We start from the raw sequence: 21,767 nt of genomic DNA, 5'->3' as shown, positions 1-21,767 counted from the left end.
CAAGTTATTGCTCCAATAATTTTAAAATTTCAGCCGCTGCTGTTTGTTCAGCGAATCGACGACTTGAGCCCTCACCATGTATTTTAGGCAAACCATCAATCAAACATTCCACCGTAAAATGTTGATTTGGCGCATCGCCCTGAATATCTACAACCTCGTAAACTGGGAGAGGTTTTTTACGTGCTTGTAAATACTCTTGTAAGCGTGATTTCGGGTCTTTGAGTTGATCTGTGGGTTCAATATAATCGAGGTATGGTTCATACCATTTTAACACAATGCTTTGTAGCTGGTTTAGATCATTACAGTCTAAATAAATCGCACCGATAATCGCCTCAACCGTATCGGCAAGGATAGACTCGCGGTGATGCCCACCTGATTTTAACTCACCAGTACTTAAGATTAATGACCGACTGAGCTGTAAATCATTGGCGATTTTACCGAGCGCTTCTTGTCTCACAAGCGTCGCTCGCATACGCGTCAAACGCCCTTCATTTTCTAAAGGGTAGACCTGATATAAATAATTGGCAATGATCATTCCCAATAATGAATCGCCTAGAAATTCTAGGCGTTCATAATTGTGTTTATGGCTAACAGAGCGGTGGGTTAAAGCCAGTGTCAACAAGTCAACTTGTTTAAACTGGTGACCGATTCGCCCTTGTAAGCGACTATCACTGAGCTTGTTTGGCAGATTTTTGGTCAAAAGTCTTCTCAAAAGTCATCACTAAACTAATATTGAGCATGAAAGGCTTCCGCACTTCATACTTTTTGTTTACGATCAAATCATCTTTATATGTGGCTTGTGCGACATCCTTAAAACGAAGATCACGTATTCCATTCATATCTAAACGCTGATCCATCTGAGATGCAAATTTACTCGGTGTCGTATTTTGCGGGCTATCTTTTAATAGTCCCTCAATTTGACTGTCGATCACTTTGTCATCCCAGTACGCTGGCCAAATTGCAATTGCTGCTTTCACAGCAACTGCAAATAAAACCACCCCAAATAAAATTGCAATATACGAAGTCCCCAACTGAGATTTACGCATCTTTATATTTCCTATGTGTTTTTATTTATTAGTCAATTTTAGCATTTCGGTTAAAACTTGGAAGTTTAAAACCAGGTTCTTTATGCATCCATACATAAAAAGCACGACCTGTTAAGTTTTCTTCAGGTACAAAGCCCCAAAAACGGCTATCAGCACTTTGATCACGGTTGTCACCCATAGCAAAGTACTGACCTTCTGGTACAGTCACTTCCCAATCTTGCCCTTGAGTTTGAATAAACACGTCATTGGCTTTAGCAACAAATGGAACCAATGCATCTGCACCTTTGGCTTGTGCAAATTGATAGGTTTCAACCAAAGAATTACGTCCGTCTATATAGCGAACCGAATACTGATGATCACCTAAAGTTTCTTTAAAATAAGAGACTGTTGGTGTTTCCAATAGATCTTTTTCACGCTTAACTTCAGTCGCAACTTTAGCAACCTGCTCACCATTAATGACCAATTGACCATCTTTATATTGAATATGGTCCCCTGGCAAACCAACAACGCGCTTGATATAACTAATCGTAGGTTGTGGTGGATAACGGAAGACAATGACTTCACCACGTTTTGGCTCACCAACATTGATCACTTTGGTATTTACGATCGGTAAACGCACGCCATAATCAAATTTATTGACCAAAATAAAATCACCAATTTCTAAGGTCGGAACCATAGACTCAGATGGAATATTAAATGGTTCATATAGGAAAGAGCGCAAAACGAGTACGATCGCCAATACAGGCCAGAAATCATACGCCCACGTAATGATAAAATTTTCCTGATCTCGCCCTTTGTTTGCACGATGTTTGAGTACAAACTTATCAAGCAACCACACCATGAAAAATATAAGTGTGGCAGGTACCAGAATCAAATTAAAATCAAAATCCACACACCCTCACTTGCAGCCGACAAGCTGCTTGTCTTGGGCTGGACAAAGCAACACTTTGTTCTGCCAGCCACATTTATTTATCTTTCAACTTTCAACACAGCTAAGAACGCTTCTTGTGGGATTTCAACACTTCCCACTTGTTTCATGCGTTTCTTACCTTCTTTTTGTTTTGAAAGTAACTTTTTCTTACGCGATACGTCACCACCATAACATTTTGCTAATACGTTTTTACGCATCGCTTTTACAGTAGAACGTGCAATGATTTGCGCACCTATGGCTGCTTGAATCGCCACATCGTACATTTGACGAGGGATCAAGTCTTTCATTTTTTCAACCAGTGCAATACCACGGTGACGTGCATCATTACGATGACAAATCATTGCTAAGGCATCAACCTTTTCGCCATTAATTAACACATCAACCTTAACCAATGCTGAACTTTCAAAACGTACAAAGTTATAGTCGAGCGATGCAAAACCACGTGAACAAGATTTCAATTTATCAAAGAAATCCATGACCACTTCAGCCATTGGGATTTCAAAAGTGAGTGAAACTTGATTGCCCAAGAATTTCATGTCCTTTTGCACACCTCGGCGCTCAATACACAAAGTCATGACATTGCCTAGATATTCCTGTGGTACAAGAATATGACATTCAGCAATTGGCTCACGCAAATCTTCAACTGTTGAACCATCTGGCATTTTTGATGGGCTATCGATATAGATGATATCGCCCTTTTTGGTCAATGCTTCATAAATCACTGTTGGTGCAGAGCTGATCAAATCAAGATCATACTCGCGCTCTAAACGCTCTTGTACGATCTCCATGTGCAGCATGCCTAAGAAGCCACAACGGAAACCAAAACCTAAAGCATCTGAACTTTCTGGTTCAAAAAATAAAGCAGAGTCATTAATCTGTAGTTTTTGTAGTGCTTCACGGAAAGGTTCAAAATCGCTAGCATCAATCGGGAATAAGCCCGCATAGACCTGCGGTTTAACCTTTTTAAAGCCGGGTAAAATCGGAACATCTGGCGTGCTTGATAAAGTAATGGTATCGCCCACTGGCGCACCAAAAATATCTTTAATCCCTGCAATAACAAAACCAACTTCACCCGCTTCGAGTATATCGGTTTCACTATGTTTTGGATTGAACACACCTACAGAAGTGACTGGATGCGTCTGACCTGTCGATCTCACCAACATTTTGTCGCCCTTACGGATACGACCTTGTTTAATGCGAACCAACGAGACAACGCCTAAGTAATTATCAAACCATGAGTCAATAATTAAAGCTTGTAACGGCGCATCACGATCACCTTGTGGTGCAGGAATCACATCCACCAAACGCTCTAAAACACCTTCAACGCCCAAACCTGTTTTTGCTGAACATGTCGGTGCATCTGTTGCTTCAATACCAATAATTTCTTCAATTTCATGGATAACACGTTCAGGCTCTGCTTGAGGCAAATCAATCTTGTTTAAGATTGGCAATACTTCTAAGCCTTGCTCAATTGCAGTGTAGCAGTTCGCCACTGACTGAGCTTCTACGCCCTGTGCAGCATCTACAACCAACAACGCGCCTTCACATGCAGCCAAAGAACGAGAAACCTCATAAGAGAAGTCAACGTGTCCTGGTGTATCAATAAAGTTCAGTTGATATTCTTGACCATTTGGATGTGTGTAATACAGCGTAACTGACGCAGCTTTAATGGTAATCCCACGTTCGCGCTCAAGCTCCATAGAGTCCAGTACTTGAGCTTGCATCTCACGATCTTGTAAGCCACCACACATTTGAATAAAGCGGTCAGCCAAAGTTGACTTACCATGATCAATATGAGCAATAATCGAGAAATTGCGTATATTTTTGATATCTACGGATTTTTTAGCTTGCGCCATGGGTTACCTTGAGAAAATAGAACGCTCTATCCTTTAAAAAAGTGATGAGCCAAAGCGGTTTAACAAAATTGTTAGGGATTATAACAGAACGACCTTTCAAAGTATTCAAAATAATGATGCCTATTTAAGAGCAAACATAAGCATCTTATTTAGATTTAAACTGTAGAAATCTGCGCATAAGAAACCGAAAAATCCATTGGATTCAAATCGGTTGAGATAGGCTGATACGCTTGGGAGAAGCTTGGTGACATACGCTTTGGACGACCAGTTGCAATCTCGATACAAGCCCATTTGGTATTGGCAATAAACAAGACACTCTGATCTTTTGGTCGATAAAATGCATACTGACGGAACGAGTACAGCGCATTTATATCATCTAGCCATGTCCGTAAAATAATTTCTTCACCTTCAAGCGCGGCTTTGCGATATTGCACATGATGTTCAACTGCAACCATGGCATGTTTTAGTTCTAAATATTGCGCCAAACCTAAGCCTAATGTTTCAATATGCGCAGCCGCCACATCTTGCATCCACTGCACATAGATCACGTTATTGACATGACCCAGCACATCAATATGTTCAGGTTGAACCTGTATTTTTAAATCAAAAATCGTACTCATAATGTAGCTATACTTTTTAAATCCCTGCACTGCTGCACACAGTAATCTAAACCCATCAATATGACAAAATAAAAACCACTCAAAGTGAGAGTGGTTTTTATCGCATTATGAAATCTTATTGTAGGCGTAAACCCAATATTGCTCGTTGCCCCTGACGAATAATCGCAACACGCGCAACGCTACCTTTAGGCAATCCAGCAATCACTCTAGCAAAAGCTGCACTATCCGTAATCGCAACCCCGTTGACTTGAAGAATCACATCACCAGCAACAATGTTTGACAACGAAGCTAACCCACCACGTTTCACTTCTTGTACCAAAATACCACCAGACACTTCTAAGCGAGATTGCTCAGCGGGTGTCAGATTTCGGATACTCATTCCCAATCCATTGGTTGGGTTATTTTTATCTTCTGCTGCAGGTGTGTCATCTGGTGCAGTACTTAAAGTTGCGGAAACAGTACGAATTTTTTCATCACGTAAAACATCTAATCGAATGGTTTGATTCGGTGCAGTACGGTTTAGTGTATAGAGTAAATCACTGGTACGAGAAATCGCTGTGCCATTAATTTTTAAGATCACATCACCTGATTTTAAACCTGCTTTTTCTGCTGGTGATTTTGGTGCAACTTGAGTAACCAATGAACCTTCAGGTTTTGGTAACTTATATGCTTCAGCCAAATTACGATCAATATCTTGGAGCATGATACCCAAATAAGAACGGGTCACTTTACCATTGGCTTTTAGTTGCTGAACCACATCCATCGCGACATCAATCGGGATCGAGAATGACAAGCCCATATAACCGCCTGTACCACTAAAGATTCGAGAGTTAACGCCGACCACTTCACCGCGTTGGTTAAATAATGGACCACCAGAGTTACCTGGATTTAAAGCTGCATCAGTTTGAATAAAAGGAACTGAGGTCTCACCACTCATATTACGAGATTTTGCACTGACGATCCCAGCGGAGGCGGAATAATCAAAACCAAAAGGAGAGCCGATAGCCAGAACAGGTTCACCCACTCTGAGCTGGTTTACATCACCCACTCTTAACTCAGGGAAATTCGCCCCTTGAACCTTAAGTACCGCGACATCGGTACGCTCATCACTACCAACCAGTGTTGCATCAAACTCACGACGGTCATTTAAGGTGATACTGATACGTGAAGCATTTGAGATCACATGATGATTTGTCACCAAGTAGCCATCTTTACTAATAAAAAATGCACTACCAAAAGCTGTTTTTTCTTGCGGCCCTTGTCGTTGAGGAATAATGACCTGATTGCCAAAAAAACGGCGTAGAATTTCTGGAACTTGTTGCTGTAACAACTCTTCCTGAGTCATTTTTTTCACAACATTGACACTCACCACAGCAGGACTGACCTGCTCAACCAGATTTGAAAAATCTACTGGCGCTGCGGCATTGACTTGAGCAGCGGCAACTGTAAATACCGCAGCATACATTCCTTGTTGTAAATAGCGACTTTTCATGAAGCAAGAACCTACAGACTGATGATCAAAAAAAATTTTAGACTATGTTTTTAGCATAAGCCCACCCATTTTTTCGTAAAAATATGTTTATCTTTTCAAGATATAAGGAGATGTTGCAGGTGGAAATATGAATAAACAGTCAAAATACCGAGCATCACTCATGCTTTCATTTTCGAGCGTATGAGCATCACCAACAATAGCCCCACCACTCGATACGAAGATATAGTGAACCGCTACGCAGATTAAATATCATCACATTTGCTAAAAAATCACTCAATTCTAGGCAGATTAGCCCTTGCCTTTTTAATGAAAAAGCGTTGTCATTAGCGAACGTTTAAAACTGAAGCAGATCGACATGCCTGATTTAAAAGCAATTCACCATTTTGATGTGATTATTGTGGGCAGTGGCGGTGCAGGTTTAAGTCTTGCACTCTCTTTACCAAGTCATTACAACATTGCCATTTTAGCAAAAGCAGCTCTAACAGAAGCGAGCACTTTCTATGCACAAGGTGGGGTTGCTGCGGTCTTAGACGAAACAGACTCTATTCAACAACATATTAATGACACAATGATTGCAGGCGGACATCTATGTGAATTAGATGCAGTCAAACATACGGTTGAAGGTGGTAAGCCTTCGGTAGATTTCCTGTTGAAACAAGGCGTGCAATTCACTTTAGATGATGATGAACAACTTCACCTCACTCGTGAAGGCGGACACTCTCAACGTCGTATTATTCACTCCGCAGATGCGACAGGTAAGGCGATTTCAACAACCTTGGTCGAGCGCGCACAAGAACGCGAAAATATTACGATTTTTGAAGATTATATTGCGATTGATCTCATCACACTGCACAAACTGGGTCATCAAGACCAAGCCAATCGCGCGATCGGCTTATACGCTTTAAATGAAAGCACTGAACAAGTTCATACCTTCTTAGCACCATTCACAGCTTTAGCTTGTGGCGGGGCTATGAAAGCTTACCTATATACCTCAAATCCTGATATTGCGACCGGTGATGGTATTGCAATGGCCTATCGTGCAGGTTGCCGTGTTGCCAATATGGAATTTAACCAATTCCACCCAACCTGTTTATATCATCCGAAAGCGCGTTCTTTCTTAATTACTGAAGCGATGCGTGGTGAAGGTGCATATTTACGTCTGCCAGATGGTGAACGTTTTATGTTGCGTTTTGACGAACGTGCTGAACTGGCACCACGTGATATTGTGGCGCGTACGATCGACCATGAAATCAAGCGCCTCGGTATCCGCCATGTTTGGTTGGACATCACACACAAGACACCTGAATTTATTACTGAACACTTCCCTACCTTATATGCACGTTTGCTTGAACTCGGTATCGATATCACCAAAGATATGATTCCTGTAGTTCCAGCAGCGCACTATACCTGTGGCGGTGTGATGGTCGATGAACATAGCCAAACGGATCTCGATGGTTTATATGCGATTGGTGAAACCTCTTATACTGGTTTACACGGCGCAAACCGTATGGCGAGCAACTCACTGCTTGAATGTTTTGTATATGGTATGAGTGCGGCAGAAGATATTCAGAGCAAACACAACACAAGCTTTGAATTTCCAGATGTACCCTCTTGGGATGAGTCTCAAGTTACCGATGCAGACGAAGATGTTGTCATTCTTCAAAACTGGGATGAACTACGTTCAACCATGTGGAACTATGTCGGTATTGTTCGGACGACTAAGCGTTTACAACGTGCTTTACATCGTATTGAAATGTTGAAACGTGAAATCAATGAATACTATCGAGATTATCGTGTCAGTAAGAACTTGATCGAATTGCGCAACTTAGTTCTAGTTTCTGAAATGATTGTACGTTGTGCGATGGAGCGTAAAGAATCACGTGGTTTGCATTACACATTGGATTATCCTGAACTGTCGAATGAAATTCGCAAAACGGTTTTAACTCCACCTAATTTTAAAGTGGAACAGCCGTTGGTGAATGAGTGATATTTTAAAGCTTTTGATTTTCTTAAGCTTTATAAATGAGTTTGTAGTTGTTATTTACTATCGTGGTAGGCGACATGGATGTCGCCTGTTGCGCTGCGGTATCAAGGATGTCCCGTCAGCGCAACAAAGGATTTTTGTTACTTTTCATCCCTGAAAAGTAAGGCAATAACTATCAAAAAGCATTTATTTACCCGCATTTTTATGAGGCAGGGCAAACTCATTATCAAGGCTCTTATTTCAAATATTGCAAAGCTTTATCAAACACCATATCAGCATTCTGCGTTGCATCTAAACGCTTAATCCGTTCAGGCTCTGCTTGCCACAAGGTCTCATAACCAGAACGAACCTTCGCAAAGAAACTCAATTTCTCTTGCTCAAAACGATCCAATGCGCCACGCTCTCGCGCACGAGTCATACCCAACTCAATCGGTGCATCCAACCAAAAGGTAATATTCGGCATTTTCGCCACAAAAGTTTGATTCAACAGTTGTAATTTTTCCTGACTCAAACCACGCCCAGAACACTGATAAGCAAAACTTGCATCGGTAAAACGATCACTTAAAACAATTTTTCCAGCATCCAATGCAGGTAAAATCACTTGTTGTAGATGTTGAGCACGCGCTGCGTAAATCAATAGCAACTCAGTATCATGACTCATTTGCTCATCATGATTGACTGCCAATAATAATGAACGAATCTGTTCAGCCAAAGGCGTGCCACCTGGCTCACGAGTCAACACCACCTCTTTACCTTGCTGCTCAAAATACTGATGAATCTTACGAATCAACGTGGTTTTGCCTACACCTTCTGTGCCTTCAAAGCTAATAAACATTTATTGTTGCTCCTGCCTCTTGGCACGTAAAACCACCAAATACTCTTGAACGGCTCGGTTATGATCTTGCAAATTGGTTGTGAATTTATGTCCACCCGTTCCTGTTGCAACAAAATAAAGATTTTCCGCATCATCTGGATGCATCGCTGCTTCAATCGCTTTTTTACTTGGCAATGCAATCGGTGTTGGTGGTAAACCATTGATCGTATAAGTATTATAAGCCGTTGGGGTACGCAAATCATTACGCGTGATATTGCCTTTATAGTTATCACCCATACCATAGATAACAGTTGGGTCAGTTTGTAGACGCATACCTATTTTGAGACGTCGTACAAATACACCCGAAACCTGTTGAAGCTCACTATCCAAACTGGTTTCTTTTTCAATAATCGAAGCCATGATTAACGCTTCGTATTTATTTTTATACGGCAGATTAGCCGCCTTATTTGCCCACGCCTCATCCAATGCTTTCATCTGACGACGATATAAATCCGTCAAAATCTTCTTGTCTGTTTCAGCTTTAGCAAAAAAATAAGTATCAGGAGCAAATAGACCTTCAGGGTGAGAATAAGAAATATCTAAAGCTTTTAACAATTGATCTTGCGGTAAATCTAAAATCGTTTTGGTGACATTCGGATCATTTTTTAGCTTCTGTACCAACTGCTTAAAATTCGTACCTTCGATAACTAAGATTCGATTCATTTGCGCATTATCTGCATTGGCCAGCATTTCTAAAACCTGACGAACACTCATGCCCCGCGTGAGCTCATACACTCCAGCTTTCATACTGTCATGTATCATAAACTTCTGATAAAGCTTTAAAATAATCGGAAAACTCACCTTTTGATCTTGGGCTAAGCGATCAATAAATTTTGAATAGGTATCACCAGATGAAATCACTAATAATTGTTTTTTACTGTCTAATGGATACGGCTTAAATAAATTTGCCCATACCACACCAAAAACCACCAAAATAAAAATGCAGATGGCCAATAAAAATGCTTTAAACGTAAATCTAGATTTCGGTTTAGCTTTTGGTTTTTTCTTACTTTTGCTTGGGTTCGGTGGCTTTGGCATATTCAATCAATCTGGCTAAGTTTTAAAGTTTCAAATAAATCAAGATAAGGTTGTTGCTCGAAAGCTCGATCATTGAATCGAACAACCGCCTTCATCGGATGCAATGCATTACAAAAAAATAGGTTTTGAATACGATCAACTTCATCAATGCCCATACAACGTTGCTCACATGCTACATCGTATTGCTGCATTCTTGATAAGATTTTGGCTCGCATCACACCGTGGACGCCATTATAACGAAGTTCTGGGGTAATCCATCGATCATTTATACGAATAAAACAATTACTGCTCACCCCTTCAACAACATAGCCCTGTACATCGCTGACCAGCGCTTCAAGCCAACCGCATTGATCAGCCTCTTGTTTCAGCAAAACCTGTTCTAAACGATTGAGGGTTTTTAATCCAACCAGATGCGGCATATTTAAGCCCATCGTATGATTTAACACACCGCTTTCAATCCACTCAGGTTGAAAAACTTGTGTTGCTCTAGGGTAATACCACACATAAACATCGGCAGCATGTAAAGGTAAACTATAGCCACGATCCCCTTCACCACGGCTAATTACGATTTTTATAGTGCCATTTAAATTTGCATATTGTTGTTTTAATTTTTCGAGTGAAGCCTCAATCTGAGACAAATCAGCATCTAAACCTAAGCGCTGGCAAGCCAATCTTAAGCGTGCCAAATGTTGTTCTTTGAGTTCAAAATGATTTTGGAACATTCGTGCTGTAGTAAAGCAACCATCACCATAATGAAATGCGCGATCAAGTAAAGGGATCGAATCAATCAACTGTCCATTTTTATAACATTGCATAAATTCATCGCCTTAAAGAGCAAACCAATTTTTATTTGACACAGGATAATACAAACTTGAGAGTTCTTCATCTGATGACCCAGTTTCCTTTTTACTATCGTGACTCACTATAGATGCGTATAAATTGCAACAATGCTCCAAAACTCTCACCGACTTAAAGACACATAACTAACTGATTTTAAAAATTAAATTAAAAATTTCGAGAGTTAATATTTTCTTATTTATCAAAAAATCAGCATAGCTTATCTGTTTTATCTATTTCTATATTTTTCATATCAAATGCGTTTTTAATTATTTTTTTTGCAAAAAAACCAGCGTTATGCTGCATCCATATTCTAAATGCTTATGCAATTTTAAGGGGTTTTTATGCGTTTATCTCAACTCAAAGTCGGCCTTTTAGCCGCTTTACTTTCAGCATCTAGCTTGGCAGCCCAAGATTTTTTAAATGTCTCTTACGATCCAACACGTGAGCTATACACAGATTTTAATAAACAATTTGGTAGCTTTTGGAAACAACGCACTGGTCAAGACATTAACTTCAAACAATCTCACGGTGGTTCAGGTAAACAAGCACGTGCGGTCATTGATGGTCTCAATGCCGATGTGGTGACTTTAGCTTTGGCTGCGGATATCGATGAAATTGCTAAAAATGCCAAACTACTTCCAAATGATTGGCAAAAGAAACTGCCAAATAACTCAACACCCTACACCTCAACCATTGTCTTTCTCGTTCGTAAAGATAACCCTAAACAAATTAAAGATTGGGGTGATCTAGTGAAACCCGGTGTAGAAATCATCACACCAAATCCAAAAACATCTGGCGGTGCTCGCTGGAACTATCTAGCTGCTTGGGCTTGGGCAAAACACCAAAAAGGCGGCAATGATACCAAAGCGCAGGACTTTGTCCGTCAAATTTATAAACAAACCAAAGTTCTTGATTCAGGTGCTCGTGGCGCAACCACAACATTTGCAGAACGGGGTATTGGCGATGTCTTACTAGCTTGGGAAAATGAAGCTTATTTAGCTGTGCGTGAACAACCGAATAAGTTTGAAATTATTACTCCTTCATTGTCGATTTTGGCCGAACCTCCTGTTGCAGTTGTAGAAAAAAATGCGACTAAAAACGGCAATCTGCAAATCGCACGTGGTTATTTAAATTACCTCTATTCACCAGCGGGTCAAGACATTGCTGCTCGTCATTTCTACAGACCTCGCAATGCCGATGTATTGAAGAAATATCAAACTGTATTTAAGCCACTGAAACTCGTCACCATTGATAAAGAGTTTGGCGGCTGGAGCAAAGTGCAGAAGCAGCATTTTGAGAACGGCGGCATCTTTGATCAGATCGTCAAGGCAAATAGTCGATAAGAATTACTTTTCAAAGAAATTTGAAGGAGAGCAGACATGACTCATACCCTCATTGTTCCTGGTGTAGGCGGTAGCGAAGTACAGCATTGGCAGTCTTGGTTACAACAGCAACTCGTGTCTAGCTCTCGCGTTCAACAGAAATATTGGGATCGACCAGTATTAAGTGAATGGGTGAGTCAATTTGTCAAAACAGTGGCAGAGATCAAAGCACCCATACAAATCGTTGCACATAGCTTTGGTTGCCTCACCAGTGTTGCAGCACTTGCAGAACATCCTGAACTTAAAGCAAAGGTGAAAAATCTGGTTCTTGTCGCACCAGCAAATCCAGCTCGTTTCGGTGAAAGTGGTTTTGCACGCCATAGCTTGACAGACTATAAACAGTATTTCTATCAACTCAATATAGACGTGGCAGCAACATTATTGATTAGTGAAAATGATCCTTGGTTGAACTATGTCGATGCACTACAACTTGCACAAGCATGGCAGCTCACACCGATCAATTTAGGTCCTGTTGGTCATGTCAATGTCGCATCTGGGTACGGTCCATTTCCTGAAATTTTCAACTACTTGTTGTCTGAAAAAAAGAGACCGCCTGTAGCTCGAATGCACCAGTCGAATTTTAATGTGAAATTTGCCTAGTCCTAGCTCCCTGTATTTTTAGATTTAGCTTATTTGCTTGTTTAGCAAACCTTTCTCTTTGAGGAAATATCATGTCGCAGCGTTCCCGAGTGCTGCCTGGGTTTGGTCTGTCATTGGGCTTTACCCTCGCTTACGTGTCTTTGATTGTGCTTATTCCTTTATCTGCTGTCTTTATCAAATCTTTTGGGATTGGTTGGGAGGGTTTATGGGAAATTTTAACATCTGAACGAATCCTAAAATCTTTACAACTCAGTTTTAGCGCTGCGCTGATCGCTGCTTTTGTAAATGTCGTCTTTGGTTTACTGCTGGCTTGGTGTTTAGTTCGCTACAGCTTTCCTGGTAAAAGATTAGTCGATGCTTTAGTGGATTTACCATTTGCGCTACCTACTGCTGTCGCAGGTATCGCCCTTACGTCTCTCTACTCAAAAAATGGTTGGATTGGACAATATCTTGAACCATTAGGAATTCAGGTCGCCTATACCCCAATAGGTATTACCCTCGCATTAATTTTTATTGGTTTACCTTTCGTGGTCCGTACCGTGCAGCCAGTGCTGAGTGATATTGAAACTGAATTGGAAGAAGCTGCTTCTGCATTGGGTGCAAATCGTTGGCAAACCATTACCAAAATCATTTTGCCGATTTTATTTCCTGCCCTACTAACAGGTTTTGCACTCGCCTTTGCCCGTGGAGTTGGTGAATATGGTTCAGTGATTTTTATTGCAGGTAATATGCCTTATAAAACGGAGATCGCACCGCTGATGATTATTTCTCGTTTAGAAGAATATGATTATGCAGGTGCGACCACCATTGCAGTCGTCATGCTGCTGCTCTCTTTTACCATCTTATTCTTGATCAACCTCGTGCAAGCATGGGCGAGCCGCCGTACAGGGAGAGTTGCACAATGAGCTTAAACAACACTAGCGATACCTTAGCAATTAAATTGCAAACTCGAGATGCAACCCGTGAACCTACTTGGGTGCGTTACAGCCTGATTGTGGTGGCACTGATTTTTTTCTTGAGCTGTTTGATATTGCCACTCATTTTGGTTTTTGTTGAGGCATTTAAGCAAGGTATCGAAGTCTACCTCAATGCTTTAATTGATCCAGACACATTATCCGCCGTAAAACTGACTTTACTCACAGCAGCGATTGCCGTACCGATAAATGTGGTGTTTGGTGTTGCAGCAGCATGGTCTGTGGCGAAGTTCCAGTTCCGTGGTAAAGCCATATTAACCACGATTATTGATATGCCTTTTTCAGTTTCACCCGTGATTGCAGGTTTGATGATCGTTTTAATTTTTGGTTCGCAAGGCTGGATCGGGGGCTGGTTAATGGATCATGACATTAAAGTTCTCTATGCCGTACCTGCAATTGTCCTAGCGACTATTTTTATTACCGTACCATTCGTTGCACGTGAATTGATTCCGTTGATGGAAGCACAAGGAACGGAAGAGGAAGAGGCGGCGATTGTACTCGGTGCTTCTGGTTGGCAAACCTTTTGGAAAATCACACTACCAAATATTAAATGGGGTTTGATCTACGGCGTGATTCTGTGTAATGCCCGCGCCATGGGTGAGTTTGGTGCAGTTTCTGTGGTTTCAGGACACATTCGCGGTGAAACCAATACATTGCCCTTACACGTTGAGATTCTCTATAACGAATATACCTTTAGTGCTGCATTTGCTGTGTCTTCATTATTGGCATTTTTAGCAATCATCACCTTGATCTTAAAAACTTGGTTGGAAATACGCCAAGAGCAAGCACACCAAGCAAACCCTTAAGGAATGAACACATGAGTATTCAAGTTAAAAATATTGAAAAACACTTTGGTGCATTCCATGCGCTAAAAAATATCTCTTTAGACTTTCCTGAAGGTCAGTTGGTTGCACTTTTGGGTCCTTCTGGTTGTGGTAAAACCACACTGCTACGCATCATCGCAGGTTTAGAATCGGCTGATGGCGGTCAAGTTCTGCTTGAAGGTGAAGACGCAACCAATACGCATGTGCGTGAGCGTCAAGTCGGTTTTGTATTTCAACATTATGCGTTGTTCCGCCACATGACGGTATTTGATAATATTGCCTTTGGTTTAAGGGTTCGCCCCCGTTCGACTCGACCATCAGAAGCACAAATAAAAAAACGTGTCACTCGCCTACTCGACCTCGTGCAACTAGGCTTCTTAGCAGACCGTTATCCTGCGCAACTCTCTGGTGGTCAACGGCAACGTATTGCGCTTGCTCGTGCTTTGGCGGTTGAACCGCGTGTGTTATTGCTAGATGAACCTTTCGGCGCATTAGATGCTAAAGTGCGTAAAGAACTCCGTCGTTGGTTACGTGCATTGCATGATGAACTACATATCACTTCGATCTTTGTGACGCACGATCAAGAGGAAGCTTTGGAAGTTGCGGATCAGATCATCGTGATGAATAAAGGTGATGTGGAACAAATCGGTTCACCACGTGAAGTTTATGACCAACCCGCAACCCCCTTTGTTTTTGATTTCTTGGGTCAAGCAAATCGCTTTGAAGGCGAACATACCAGCGGTATTATCCGTATCGGTGATGATCGTATTCAGTTACCAACAACATTGGAAGCACCGCAAGGAAAAGTCATTGCATTTGCACGACCAAATGAATTACATATTCACACCCAAGCTCAGCCAAATACAATTGAGGCAACATTCTTACGTGAAGTGTGGATTGCTGGTAAAGTCGTGGCTGAATTACAAGATCGCAGTGGACATAGCATTGAAATTTTATTAACTGTAGAAGAGGCGAATTTGCATCAATTCAGACCAAATCAAACGGTTTGGATTAGTGCAGCTCAATTTCACTTATTTGCAGATCAAACGACGCAAGTCGCTTAAAAAATCTCCCTTGTGCTGCTGTAACCGCAGCTCCCCCTCTTCTTGAAAGTGGGGAATTTAGAGATAAGGAAAAACTTTTATGAACTTTCAACAGCTCAGAATTATTCGAGAAACTGTTCGCCAAAACTTTAATTTAACTGAAGCATCTGCGGCACTCTATACCTCCCAATCAGGTGTCAGTAAACACATTAAAGATTTAGAAGATGAGTTAGGTGTACAACTTTTTGTGCGTAAGGGGAAGCGCTTACTTGGTCTCACTGAGCCAGGTTTATCATTACTTAATATCGTTGAACGGATGTTGGTCGATGCAGACAATATTAAGCGTCTGGCCGATGACTTTAATAAAGTCGATGAAGGCACACTTACTATTGCGACTACACATACCCAAGCACGCTATGTACTCCCCCCTATCGTCAATCAATTTAAAAAGCTATTCCCCAAAGTTCATTTGGTTTTACAACAAGCCAGTCCAGTTGAAATCGCAGAGATGCTGCTTCAAGGTGAAGCTGATATCGGGATCGCTACAGAGTCCTTAACCACAGAAGAAAATTTGGCCAGCGTACCTTATTATGAATGGCATCACAGTATCATTACCCCCAAAGATCACCCATTAGCCAAACTCGATAAAATTAGTCTAGAGCTTTTGGCTGAGTATCCATTGATCACTTATCATGGCGGTTTTACAGGACGTTCTAAAATTGATAAAGCCTTTGATGATGCACAATTACATGCTGATATCGTCATGTCAGCGCTGGATGCCGATGTCATTAAAACCTATGTTGAGATGAATATGGGCGTTGGGATCGTCAATGCTGTGGCTTATGATGCTGAGCGTGACCACCGTTTACAACAGATTCAAACCGATATTTTTGGTGTCAATACCACGTGGATTGCAGTCCGCAAAGGGCATTTGCTTCGAGGCTATGGCTATGAGTTTATTTCTTTATGCTCACCAGAAACCGATATCAAAACGCTAAAAAAAGTTGCTTATCCTGAAGAGTAACAGCATATAAGTGTCGTGTTATTGAGAAAAATTAGACATAAAAAAACGAGCATAACGCTCGTTTTTTTATGTTGAATAGATGGATTAGAACTTGAAGCTCACACCAACTTTAGCAACTGGCATCCATTCGTAGCGACCTTTATTAGCAATTTTATTTTGCTCATCTGCTACAGCTTGGTCAATTGGTTTAGCTCCAGTAACACCCTCTAAGTTATATGCAGTAAGCTTCACATCTGGATTACCCGTGTAATATGCACCAACCTCTCCAAACAAGCCAAGGTTCTTATAAACTGGTGCATTCAAACCTAAGCCTAGGTAAGGAGCAATATCATTTTTATATGACATTTTACCATTTACACCACCCTCTTGATTTGCATTAACGACCTGATAATCATTGTTATTAATACTTAATGTACGGCCAGCCGATGTGCGTTTTTGCAGATCATAGTCATTGTCTAGATATGCAACACCTGCTGCTACATAAAGAGCACGAGCAAATGCATTCTCATTTGCACCCCATGGATAAATCTCAGCATTTAAGTAGGTGTTATTGTTATCCATATCTATATCATACTTAGTCCCATCGATTTTGATATCGTCAGACCAAGAAATATCACCGCCGTTATAACCTAAAGTTACACCAACGTATGGATTGACACGGTAAGAAATCGCACCACCATAACCTGTCGTACCCACTTCAGCACGAACTGAAACTGGGCTCAAGTAAGAAGGAAATGCATAAGCTGATTCTTTAACAATTTGCTCATCTGCAAACGCAGTACCCGCAATCGCTGTTAATACACCAGCTGCCAACATAACACGCAAAGTTTTCATCGAAGTCTCCTTAAAAAATACTTTTCTTAAATATAATTGTTTCTGTGATTGCATCATAAAGGATTGATCGCTATGTTTTTATACAAAAAATGATTACTTTTTGTTATTTTTTGATACAAATTAGACATAATTGTGTATTTGGAAATAATTAATAAAAAACAATATATTTCATTTTATGACAAACATATTGCATAAATTTTAATCATTTTATTGTAACAACTTTTTTCAAAGATTCTTGGTTCAAACTAGTGTAAAATCAACAAAATTTTTTTGGAAGAAGGAAGATCATGTCTCAGCTTTCTACAATCATTGAGCAAGCATTTGAAGACCGTGCCAACTATAGTGCAGCGGATTGCCCTACCGAAATCCGTCAAGCTGTTGAAGAAGCATTGACTGGTTTAGACAACGGTACACTTCGTGTTGCTGAAAAGATCGATGGTGAGTGGGTTGTCCACCAATGGTTAAAAAAAGCAGTTTTACTTTCATTTAAGCTGAATGACAATACGCCAATCGAAGCGTGTGATCTTCGTTTTTATGACAAAGTCGCAACTAAATACTCAGGCTGGACTGAAGAACAGTTTAAAGCTGCTGGTGTTCGTGTTGTACCACCTGCTGTTGCGCGTCGTGGTAGCTTCCAAGCGAAAAACGTCGTGTTAATGCCTTCTTATGTCAATATTGGTGCTTATGTAGATGAAGGCACCATGGTAGATACTTGGGCAACTGTAGGTTCATGTGCTCAAATCGGTAAAAATGTTCACTTGTCAGGTGGCGTAGGTATCGGTGGTGTTTTAGAACCATTACAAGCAAATCCAACAATCATTGAAGACAACTGCTTTATCGGTGCGCGCTCAGAAATCGTTGAAGGCGTCATTGTTGAAGAAGGCTCAGTCATTTCAATGGGTGTTTTCATTGGTCAATCGACAAAAATCTTTGATCGTGAAACGGGTGAAGTACATTATGGCCGCGTACCAGCAGGTTCTGTTGTGGTTGCGGGCAGCCTTCCATCTAAGTGTGGTACATACAGTCTTTACGCTGCGATCATCGTGAAAAAAGTAGATGCGAAAACTCGCGCTAAAACAAGTCTAAACGACTTATTACGCGCTGACTAATTTAATCCCTATTACGCAACTTTAGTCGTCTTGCGTCTCTACGATCAGTCATGGTCGTAGAGATTTTGTTCTTTTATATGGTGTGGTTCTGATTATATGGCTTCCTTACGTTCTTCTGCAATTCCTGTCTCTGACCCTGCGGCTGGTTTACGCATTACCGAGATTTTTTATTCTTTGCAAGGCGAAGCGAATACTTTTGGTCTACCCACTGTTTTTATTCGCTTAACAGGCTGTCCATTACGTTGCAGCTATTGTGATACCACTTACTCTTTTGAAGGTGGTGAGCGTTTATCCCTTGAACAAATCATCGAAACTGCTAACCAGTTCAAAACACCTTATATTTGTGTCACAGGTGGTGAACCGCTTGCACAACCGAATTGTTTGATCTTATTACAACGATTATGTGATCTTGGTTTTGAAGTTTCTCTAGAAACCAGTGGCGCTTTAGATGTCTCTAAAGTTGATCCTCGTGTTTCAAAAGTGCTCGATTTAAAAACACCAACATCTAAAGAAGATCATCGTAATTTATTCAGCAATTTTGACTATTTAACCCAGCATGATCAGATCAAATTTGTGATCTGTAATCGCGCTGATTATGAATGGTCAAAGCAACAACTTGAACAGTTCCAGCTACAAACGAAAGTAAGTACAGTGTGGTTCTCTCCTGCTTTCGCAGTTGAAAAAGGTGCTGCTGTTTTACCCGCTTTTGCGCGTGATTTAGCGCAGTGGATTTTAGATGACCATCTCCCCGTTCGTTTCCAACTCCAGTTACATAAACTGTTATGGAATGATGAATCTGGTCGTTAAAATCTGTCTCTCGTCGTACTTCTTATACTTTCAAAATGAGAAGTGTCATAAATTTATCTTTAGGTTGAATCATGGAAAATAATATGCGTTCACGTGCCATCGTATTATTATCTGGCGGCTTAGACTCAACAACGTGCCTTGCTTGGGCACAAGCTCGCTATGAATGTGTTGCCATAAGCTTTATGTATGGGCAACGCTCTACCACAGAACTTGATGCGGCGAGAACACTTGCACAAAGTGCTGGTGTAGAACATCGTGTGATTAATATTGATTTAGGTAATCTAGGCGGGTCTGCACTTACAGATCACAACATTGATATACCAGAACAATTACAAGAAGGTATTCCTGTAACTTATGTTCCAGCACGTAACACCATTTTCTTATCTTATGCCCTCGCTGCAGCCGAAGTTTTTGACGCTGAAGCCATTGTGATTGGGGTCAATGCTGTTGATTATTCAGGATATCCTGACTGTCGCCCAGAATTTATTGACGCTTTTGCCAATCTTGCACGTCTTGCAACAAAAGCTGGCGTTGAAGGAAAACCCCTTAAAATTGAAACACCTTTGTTACATTTATCCAAAGCGAATATTATACGCTTAGGGATCGAACATGGCGTAGACTACAGTCAAACGGTATCCTGCTATCAAGCAGATGCTCAAGGACGTGCGTGTGGCAAATGCGACAGTTGCCGTTTACGTCATCAAGGTTTTATCGAGGCAGGTATTGCGGATCCTACGCGTTATACTGAACAGACGATATAGGGTAATAATTAGGTACATATATATGAAGTTTTTAAAATCAAATCTTATTCTTTCTACCATGATGTCTGCTGCTGCTTTAGTTGCGACAGCGACACATGCAAATACTAATCCACTTGAAGCTGCATATAAAAGTACCAATGTTAAAGCAGGATTGGTCAATGTATGTAAAGATCAAACTGCTAAAGGCGGTAAACTTACAGCAGCAGAAGTAAGCAAGTTCTGTGGCTGTCAGATTGATGCTCAAGGAAAAGTAACCGAAGCGCAAAAATGGGAAATTCAAAGTGCAATTAATGCCAAGAAAAGCCCAAGTTCTTTAGCTTTTGTACAACAGCAAAATAAAGAATTGCAAAACTGCTTAGGTGCGCCCCTTGTAAGCAAGTTAGAAAAGCTCACTGAAGAAGCAATGAAAGCTGCTCAACAACAAGCGCCGAAAAAATAAGCCCTTGTTGTTCGAAGAAAGCCTGCATTTTTATGCAGGCTTTTTTATAGCTCTGCTAAAATCCACTTATCTTTAAATAAGTTGAATGACACCATGCAGGATCAGTGGAAAACCAATACCCATAACAACCAATGCATTGTCTCATTTAGTGGTGGCAAAGATAGCTCACTTGCGTTGTACCATGCGATGCAAACAGGCACAGTGACTGGGTTAATCGTCATGTTGGAAGAACAAGGACAACGTTCTCGCTCGCATGCTATGCCCCTTGAAGTAATTCAAGCACAAGCCGATGCGATTGGTTTACCCGTATTTATGGCCTCTTCGAGTTGGACTGACTATGAAAACAAATTTATAGAACTGCTCAATCAAGCCAAGCAACAAGGTGCTGAAGTGCTTGTTACAGGCGATTTAGATATGCCTCAACATGGTTGCTGGCATGATCGTGTAACACAGCAAGTCGGTCTAAAACTCGGCATGCCACTTTGGTTACGCCCGCACAAAGAGGTGGTTGAAGAATTTATCTGCCTTGGCTTCCGCAGTATCATCGTCACCGTAAATCTCAAACTCGGGATGCAGGTTGAAGATTTGGGGCAAATCTTAACCTTAGAATATATCCAAGCATTAGAAAATAGAGGTATCGATCCTTGCGGCGAAGGTGGTGAGTTTCATACGACTGTGATTGATGGTCCAATTTTTAACAAAGCTATTCCTGTACGTCAGGGCAATATTGTTTATCATGAGGAATACGCTTTCTTACCACTTGAATTAGATCAAATAGATTGAAGGATGAAAAATGTCTGAGAATATCCAACTACCGAATCACACATTCCCAACAACGCAAGGTGAAATTAATTTAGCTGAACTCGCAAATGGATGGTTGGTTTTATATTTCTATCCAAAAGATTCAACACCGGGCTGTACCACTCAAGCAGTCGGCTTCTCTTGCTTGAAAGATCAGTTTGATGCGTTGAATTGTCAAATTATCGGAGTATCACGTGACTCTGTAAAAGCACATCAGAATTTTACAGAGAAACAAGCACTCACGATTAACCTAATTAGCGATAAAGAAGAAGTGCTGTGCAAACACTTTGATGTGATCAAAGAAAAGAACATGTATGGCAAACAAGTTATGGGCATCGAGCGCTCAACGTTTATTTTCCATAATCAGCAATTGGTAAAAAGCTACCGAAAAGTCAAAGCTGCTGGACATGCGGAACAAGTGCTTGAGGATTTAAAAGCACTACAAGCTGCTCAATAAATTTGATAGCGTTATCATAAAGTGAGTCTGC

The 21,767-nt window shown here is 40.9% G+C and carries 23 protein-coding genes; 13 read left to right on the top strand and 10 right to left on the bottom strand.

From position 1 onward, the window contains the following. Positions 1-4: 4 nt before the first annotated feature. The 6 genes from rnc to F903_RS07300 all read right to left on the bottom strand — a co-directional run bounded on the left by rnc (position 5) and on the right by F903_RS07300 (position 5,945). A complete protein-coding gene (rnc, locus tag F903_RS07325) occupies positions 5-700 on the bottom strand; it encodes a ribonuclease III (protein ID WP_004668855.1) in 696 nt (231 codons plus the stop codon). Further along, the gene (locus tag F903_RS07320) at positions 669-1,046 is read right to left on the bottom strand and encodes a DUF4845 domain-containing protein (RefSeq protein ID WP_004668857.1); all 378 of its coding nucleotides are present in this window, start codon (positions 1,044-1,046) and stop codon (positions 669-671) included. The genes rnc and F903_RS07320 overlap by 32 nt, the downstream gene beginning before the upstream one ends. A gap of 28 nt (positions 1,047-1,074) precedes the next feature. After that, entirely contained in the window at positions 1,075-1,938 is an 864-nt protein-coding gene (gene lepB / locus F903_RS07315) for a signal peptidase I (protein ID WP_034594949.1), read from the bottom strand. 77 nt (positions 1,939-2,015) lie between these two features. Continuing rightward, on the bottom strand, positions 2,016-3,833 hold the full coding sequence (gene lepA, locus F903_RS07310; RefSeq protein ID WP_005195858.1) for a translation elongation factor 4: 1,818 nt from the start codon (positions 3,831-3,833) through the stop codon (positions 2,016-2,018). A gap of 155 nt (positions 3,834-3,988) precedes the next feature. Next, entirely contained in the window at positions 3,989-4,453 is a 465-nt protein-coding gene (locus F903_RS07305; RefSeq protein ID WP_005195857.1) for an acyl-CoA thioesterase, read from the bottom strand. Between the two features lie 115 nt (positions 4,454-4,568). Then, positions 4,569-5,945, bottom strand: a complete 1,377-nt coding sequence (locus F903_RS07300) for a Do family serine endopeptidase (RefSeq protein ID WP_004668863.1) — start codon at positions 5,943-5,945, stop codon at positions 4,569-4,571. Positions 5,946-6,294: 349 nt separating this feature from the next. Between F903_RS07300 and nadB the strand changes: the two genes are divergently transcribed. After that, on the top strand, positions 6,295-7,932 hold the full coding sequence (nadB, locus tag F903_RS07295) for an L-aspartate oxidase (protein WP_171063404.1): 1,638 nt from the start codon (positions 6,295-6,297) through the stop codon (positions 7,930-7,932). A 232-nt stretch (positions 7,933-8,164) separates the two neighbouring features. Here nadB and tmk read toward each other — a convergent pair whose 3' ends face one another. From tmk to pabC, 3 genes are read right to left on the bottom strand one after another with little or no spacing between them, the layout of a single operon-like run. Continuing rightward, positions 8,165-8,764, bottom strand: coding sequence for a dTMP kinase (gene tmk, locus F903_RS07290; RefSeq protein ID WP_005195855.1), 600 nt, complete (start codon positions 8,762-8,764; stop codon positions 8,165-8,167). Next, on the bottom strand, positions 8,765-9,841 hold the full coding sequence (gene mltG / locus F903_RS07285) for an endolytic transglycosylase MltG (protein WP_005195852.1): 1,077 nt from the start codon (positions 9,839-9,841) through the stop codon (positions 8,765-8,767). Between the two features lie 2 nt (positions 9,842-9,843). Beyond that, positions 9,844-10,656: an aminodeoxychorismate lyase gene (gene pabC / locus F903_RS07280; RefSeq protein ID WP_005195850.1), complete on the bottom strand. Its 813-nt coding sequence runs from the start codon at positions 10,654-10,656 to the stop codon at positions 9,844-9,846. Between the two features lie 366 nt (positions 10,657-11,022). On the opposite strand from pabC, the gene F903_RS07275 reads away from it, so the two are divergent. The 6 genes from F903_RS07275 to F903_RS07250 all read left to right on the top strand — a co-directional run bounded on the left by F903_RS07275 (position 11,023) and on the right by F903_RS07250 (position 16,528). Further along, the gene (locus F903_RS07275; protein ID WP_005195849.1) at positions 11,023-12,024 is read left to right on the top strand and encodes a sulfate ABC transporter substrate-binding protein; all 1,002 of its coding nucleotides are present in this window, start codon (positions 11,023-11,025) and stop codon (positions 12,022-12,024) included. A gap of 36 nt (positions 12,025-12,060) precedes the next feature. Continuing rightward, positions 12,061-12,663: an RBBP9/YdeN family alpha/beta hydrolase gene (locus F903_RS07270; protein ID WP_005195848.1), complete on the top strand. Its 603-nt coding sequence runs from the start codon at positions 12,061-12,063 to the stop codon at positions 12,661-12,663. Between the two features lie 71 nt (positions 12,664-12,734). Then, positions 12,735-13,568: a sulfate ABC transporter permease subunit CysT gene (gene cysT, locus F903_RS07265; protein ID WP_005195847.1), complete on the top strand. Its 834-nt coding sequence runs from the start codon at positions 12,735-12,737 to the stop codon at positions 13,566-13,568. Then, the gene (gene cysW / locus F903_RS07260; RefSeq protein WP_005195846.1) at positions 13,565-14,443 is read left to right on the top strand and encodes a sulfate ABC transporter permease subunit CysW; all 879 of its coding nucleotides are present in this window, start codon (positions 13,565-13,567) and stop codon (positions 14,441-14,443) included. Before cysT ends, cysW begins: the two co-directional genes overlap by 4 nt. Positions 14,444-14,454: 11 nt before the next feature. After that, positions 14,455-15,525 (top strand): sulfate/molybdate ABC transporter ATP-binding protein, encoded by a 1,071-nt coding sequence (locus F903_RS07255; RefSeq protein WP_005195845.1) that lies wholly within the window; start codon positions 14,455-14,457, stop codon positions 15,523-15,525. 79 nt (positions 15,526-15,604) lie between these two features. Next, on the top strand, positions 15,605-16,528 hold the full coding sequence (locus F903_RS07250) for a CysB family HTH-type transcriptional regulator (protein ID WP_004668874.1): 924 nt from the start codon (positions 15,605-15,607) through the stop codon (positions 16,526-16,528). An 84-nt stretch (positions 16,529-16,612) separates the two neighbouring features. Here F903_RS07250 and carO read toward each other — a convergent pair whose 3' ends face one another. Beyond that, a complete protein-coding gene (gene carO, locus F903_RS07245) occupies positions 16,613-17,362 on the bottom strand; it encodes an ornithine uptake porin CarO (RefSeq protein ID WP_004668876.1) in 750 nt (249 codons plus the stop codon). 287 nt (positions 17,363-17,649) lie between these two features. Here carO and dapD point away from each other — a divergent pair, with 287 nt between their 5' ends. The 6 genes from dapD to F903_RS07215 all read left to right on the top strand — a co-directional run bounded on the left by dapD (position 17,650) and on the right by F903_RS07215 (position 21,736). Then, positions 17,650-18,471, top strand: coding sequence for a 2,3,4,5-tetrahydropyridine-2,6-dicarboxylate N-succinyltransferase (gene dapD / locus F903_RS07240; protein ID WP_005195842.1), 822 nt, complete (start codon positions 17,650-17,652; stop codon positions 18,469-18,471). A gap of 96 nt (positions 18,472-18,567) precedes the next feature. Beyond that, positions 18,568-19,278, top strand: a complete 711-nt coding sequence (gene queE / locus F903_RS07235) for a 7-carboxy-7-deazaguanine synthase QueE (protein WP_005195840.1) — start codon at positions 18,568-18,570, stop codon at positions 19,276-19,278. An 83-nt stretch (positions 19,279-19,361) separates the two neighbouring features. Beyond that, positions 19,362-20,039, top strand: coding sequence for a 7-cyano-7-deazaguanine synthase QueC (gene queC, locus F903_RS07230; protein ID WP_212749527.1), 678 nt, complete (start codon positions 19,362-19,364; stop codon positions 20,037-20,039). Positions 20,040-20,061: 22 nt separating this feature from the next. Further along, on the top strand, positions 20,062-20,478 hold the full coding sequence (locus F903_RS07225) for a hypothetical protein (RefSeq protein WP_004668884.1): 417 nt from the start codon (positions 20,062-20,064) through the stop codon (positions 20,476-20,478). 93 nt (positions 20,479-20,571) lie between these two features. After that, on the top strand, positions 20,572-21,261 hold the full coding sequence (locus F903_RS07220; RefSeq protein WP_005195836.1) for a Dph6-related ATP pyrophosphatase: 690 nt from the start codon (positions 20,572-20,574) through the stop codon (positions 21,259-21,261). A 10-nt stretch (positions 21,262-21,271) separates the two neighbouring features. Next, a complete protein-coding gene (locus tag F903_RS07215; RefSeq protein WP_005195834.1) occupies positions 21,272-21,736 on the top strand; it encodes a peroxiredoxin in 465 nt (154 codons plus the stop codon). Positions 21,737-21,767 lie beyond the last annotated feature (31 nt).

Origin of the sequence: Acinetobacter sp. NIPH 298 (assembly GCF_000369505.1) — a bacterium.
Taxonomy (GTDB): Bacteria; Pseudomonadota; Gammaproteobacteria; order Pseudomonadales; family Moraxellaceae; genus Acinetobacter.
This window is presented reverse-complemented; position numbering and strand designations above follow the sequence as displayed.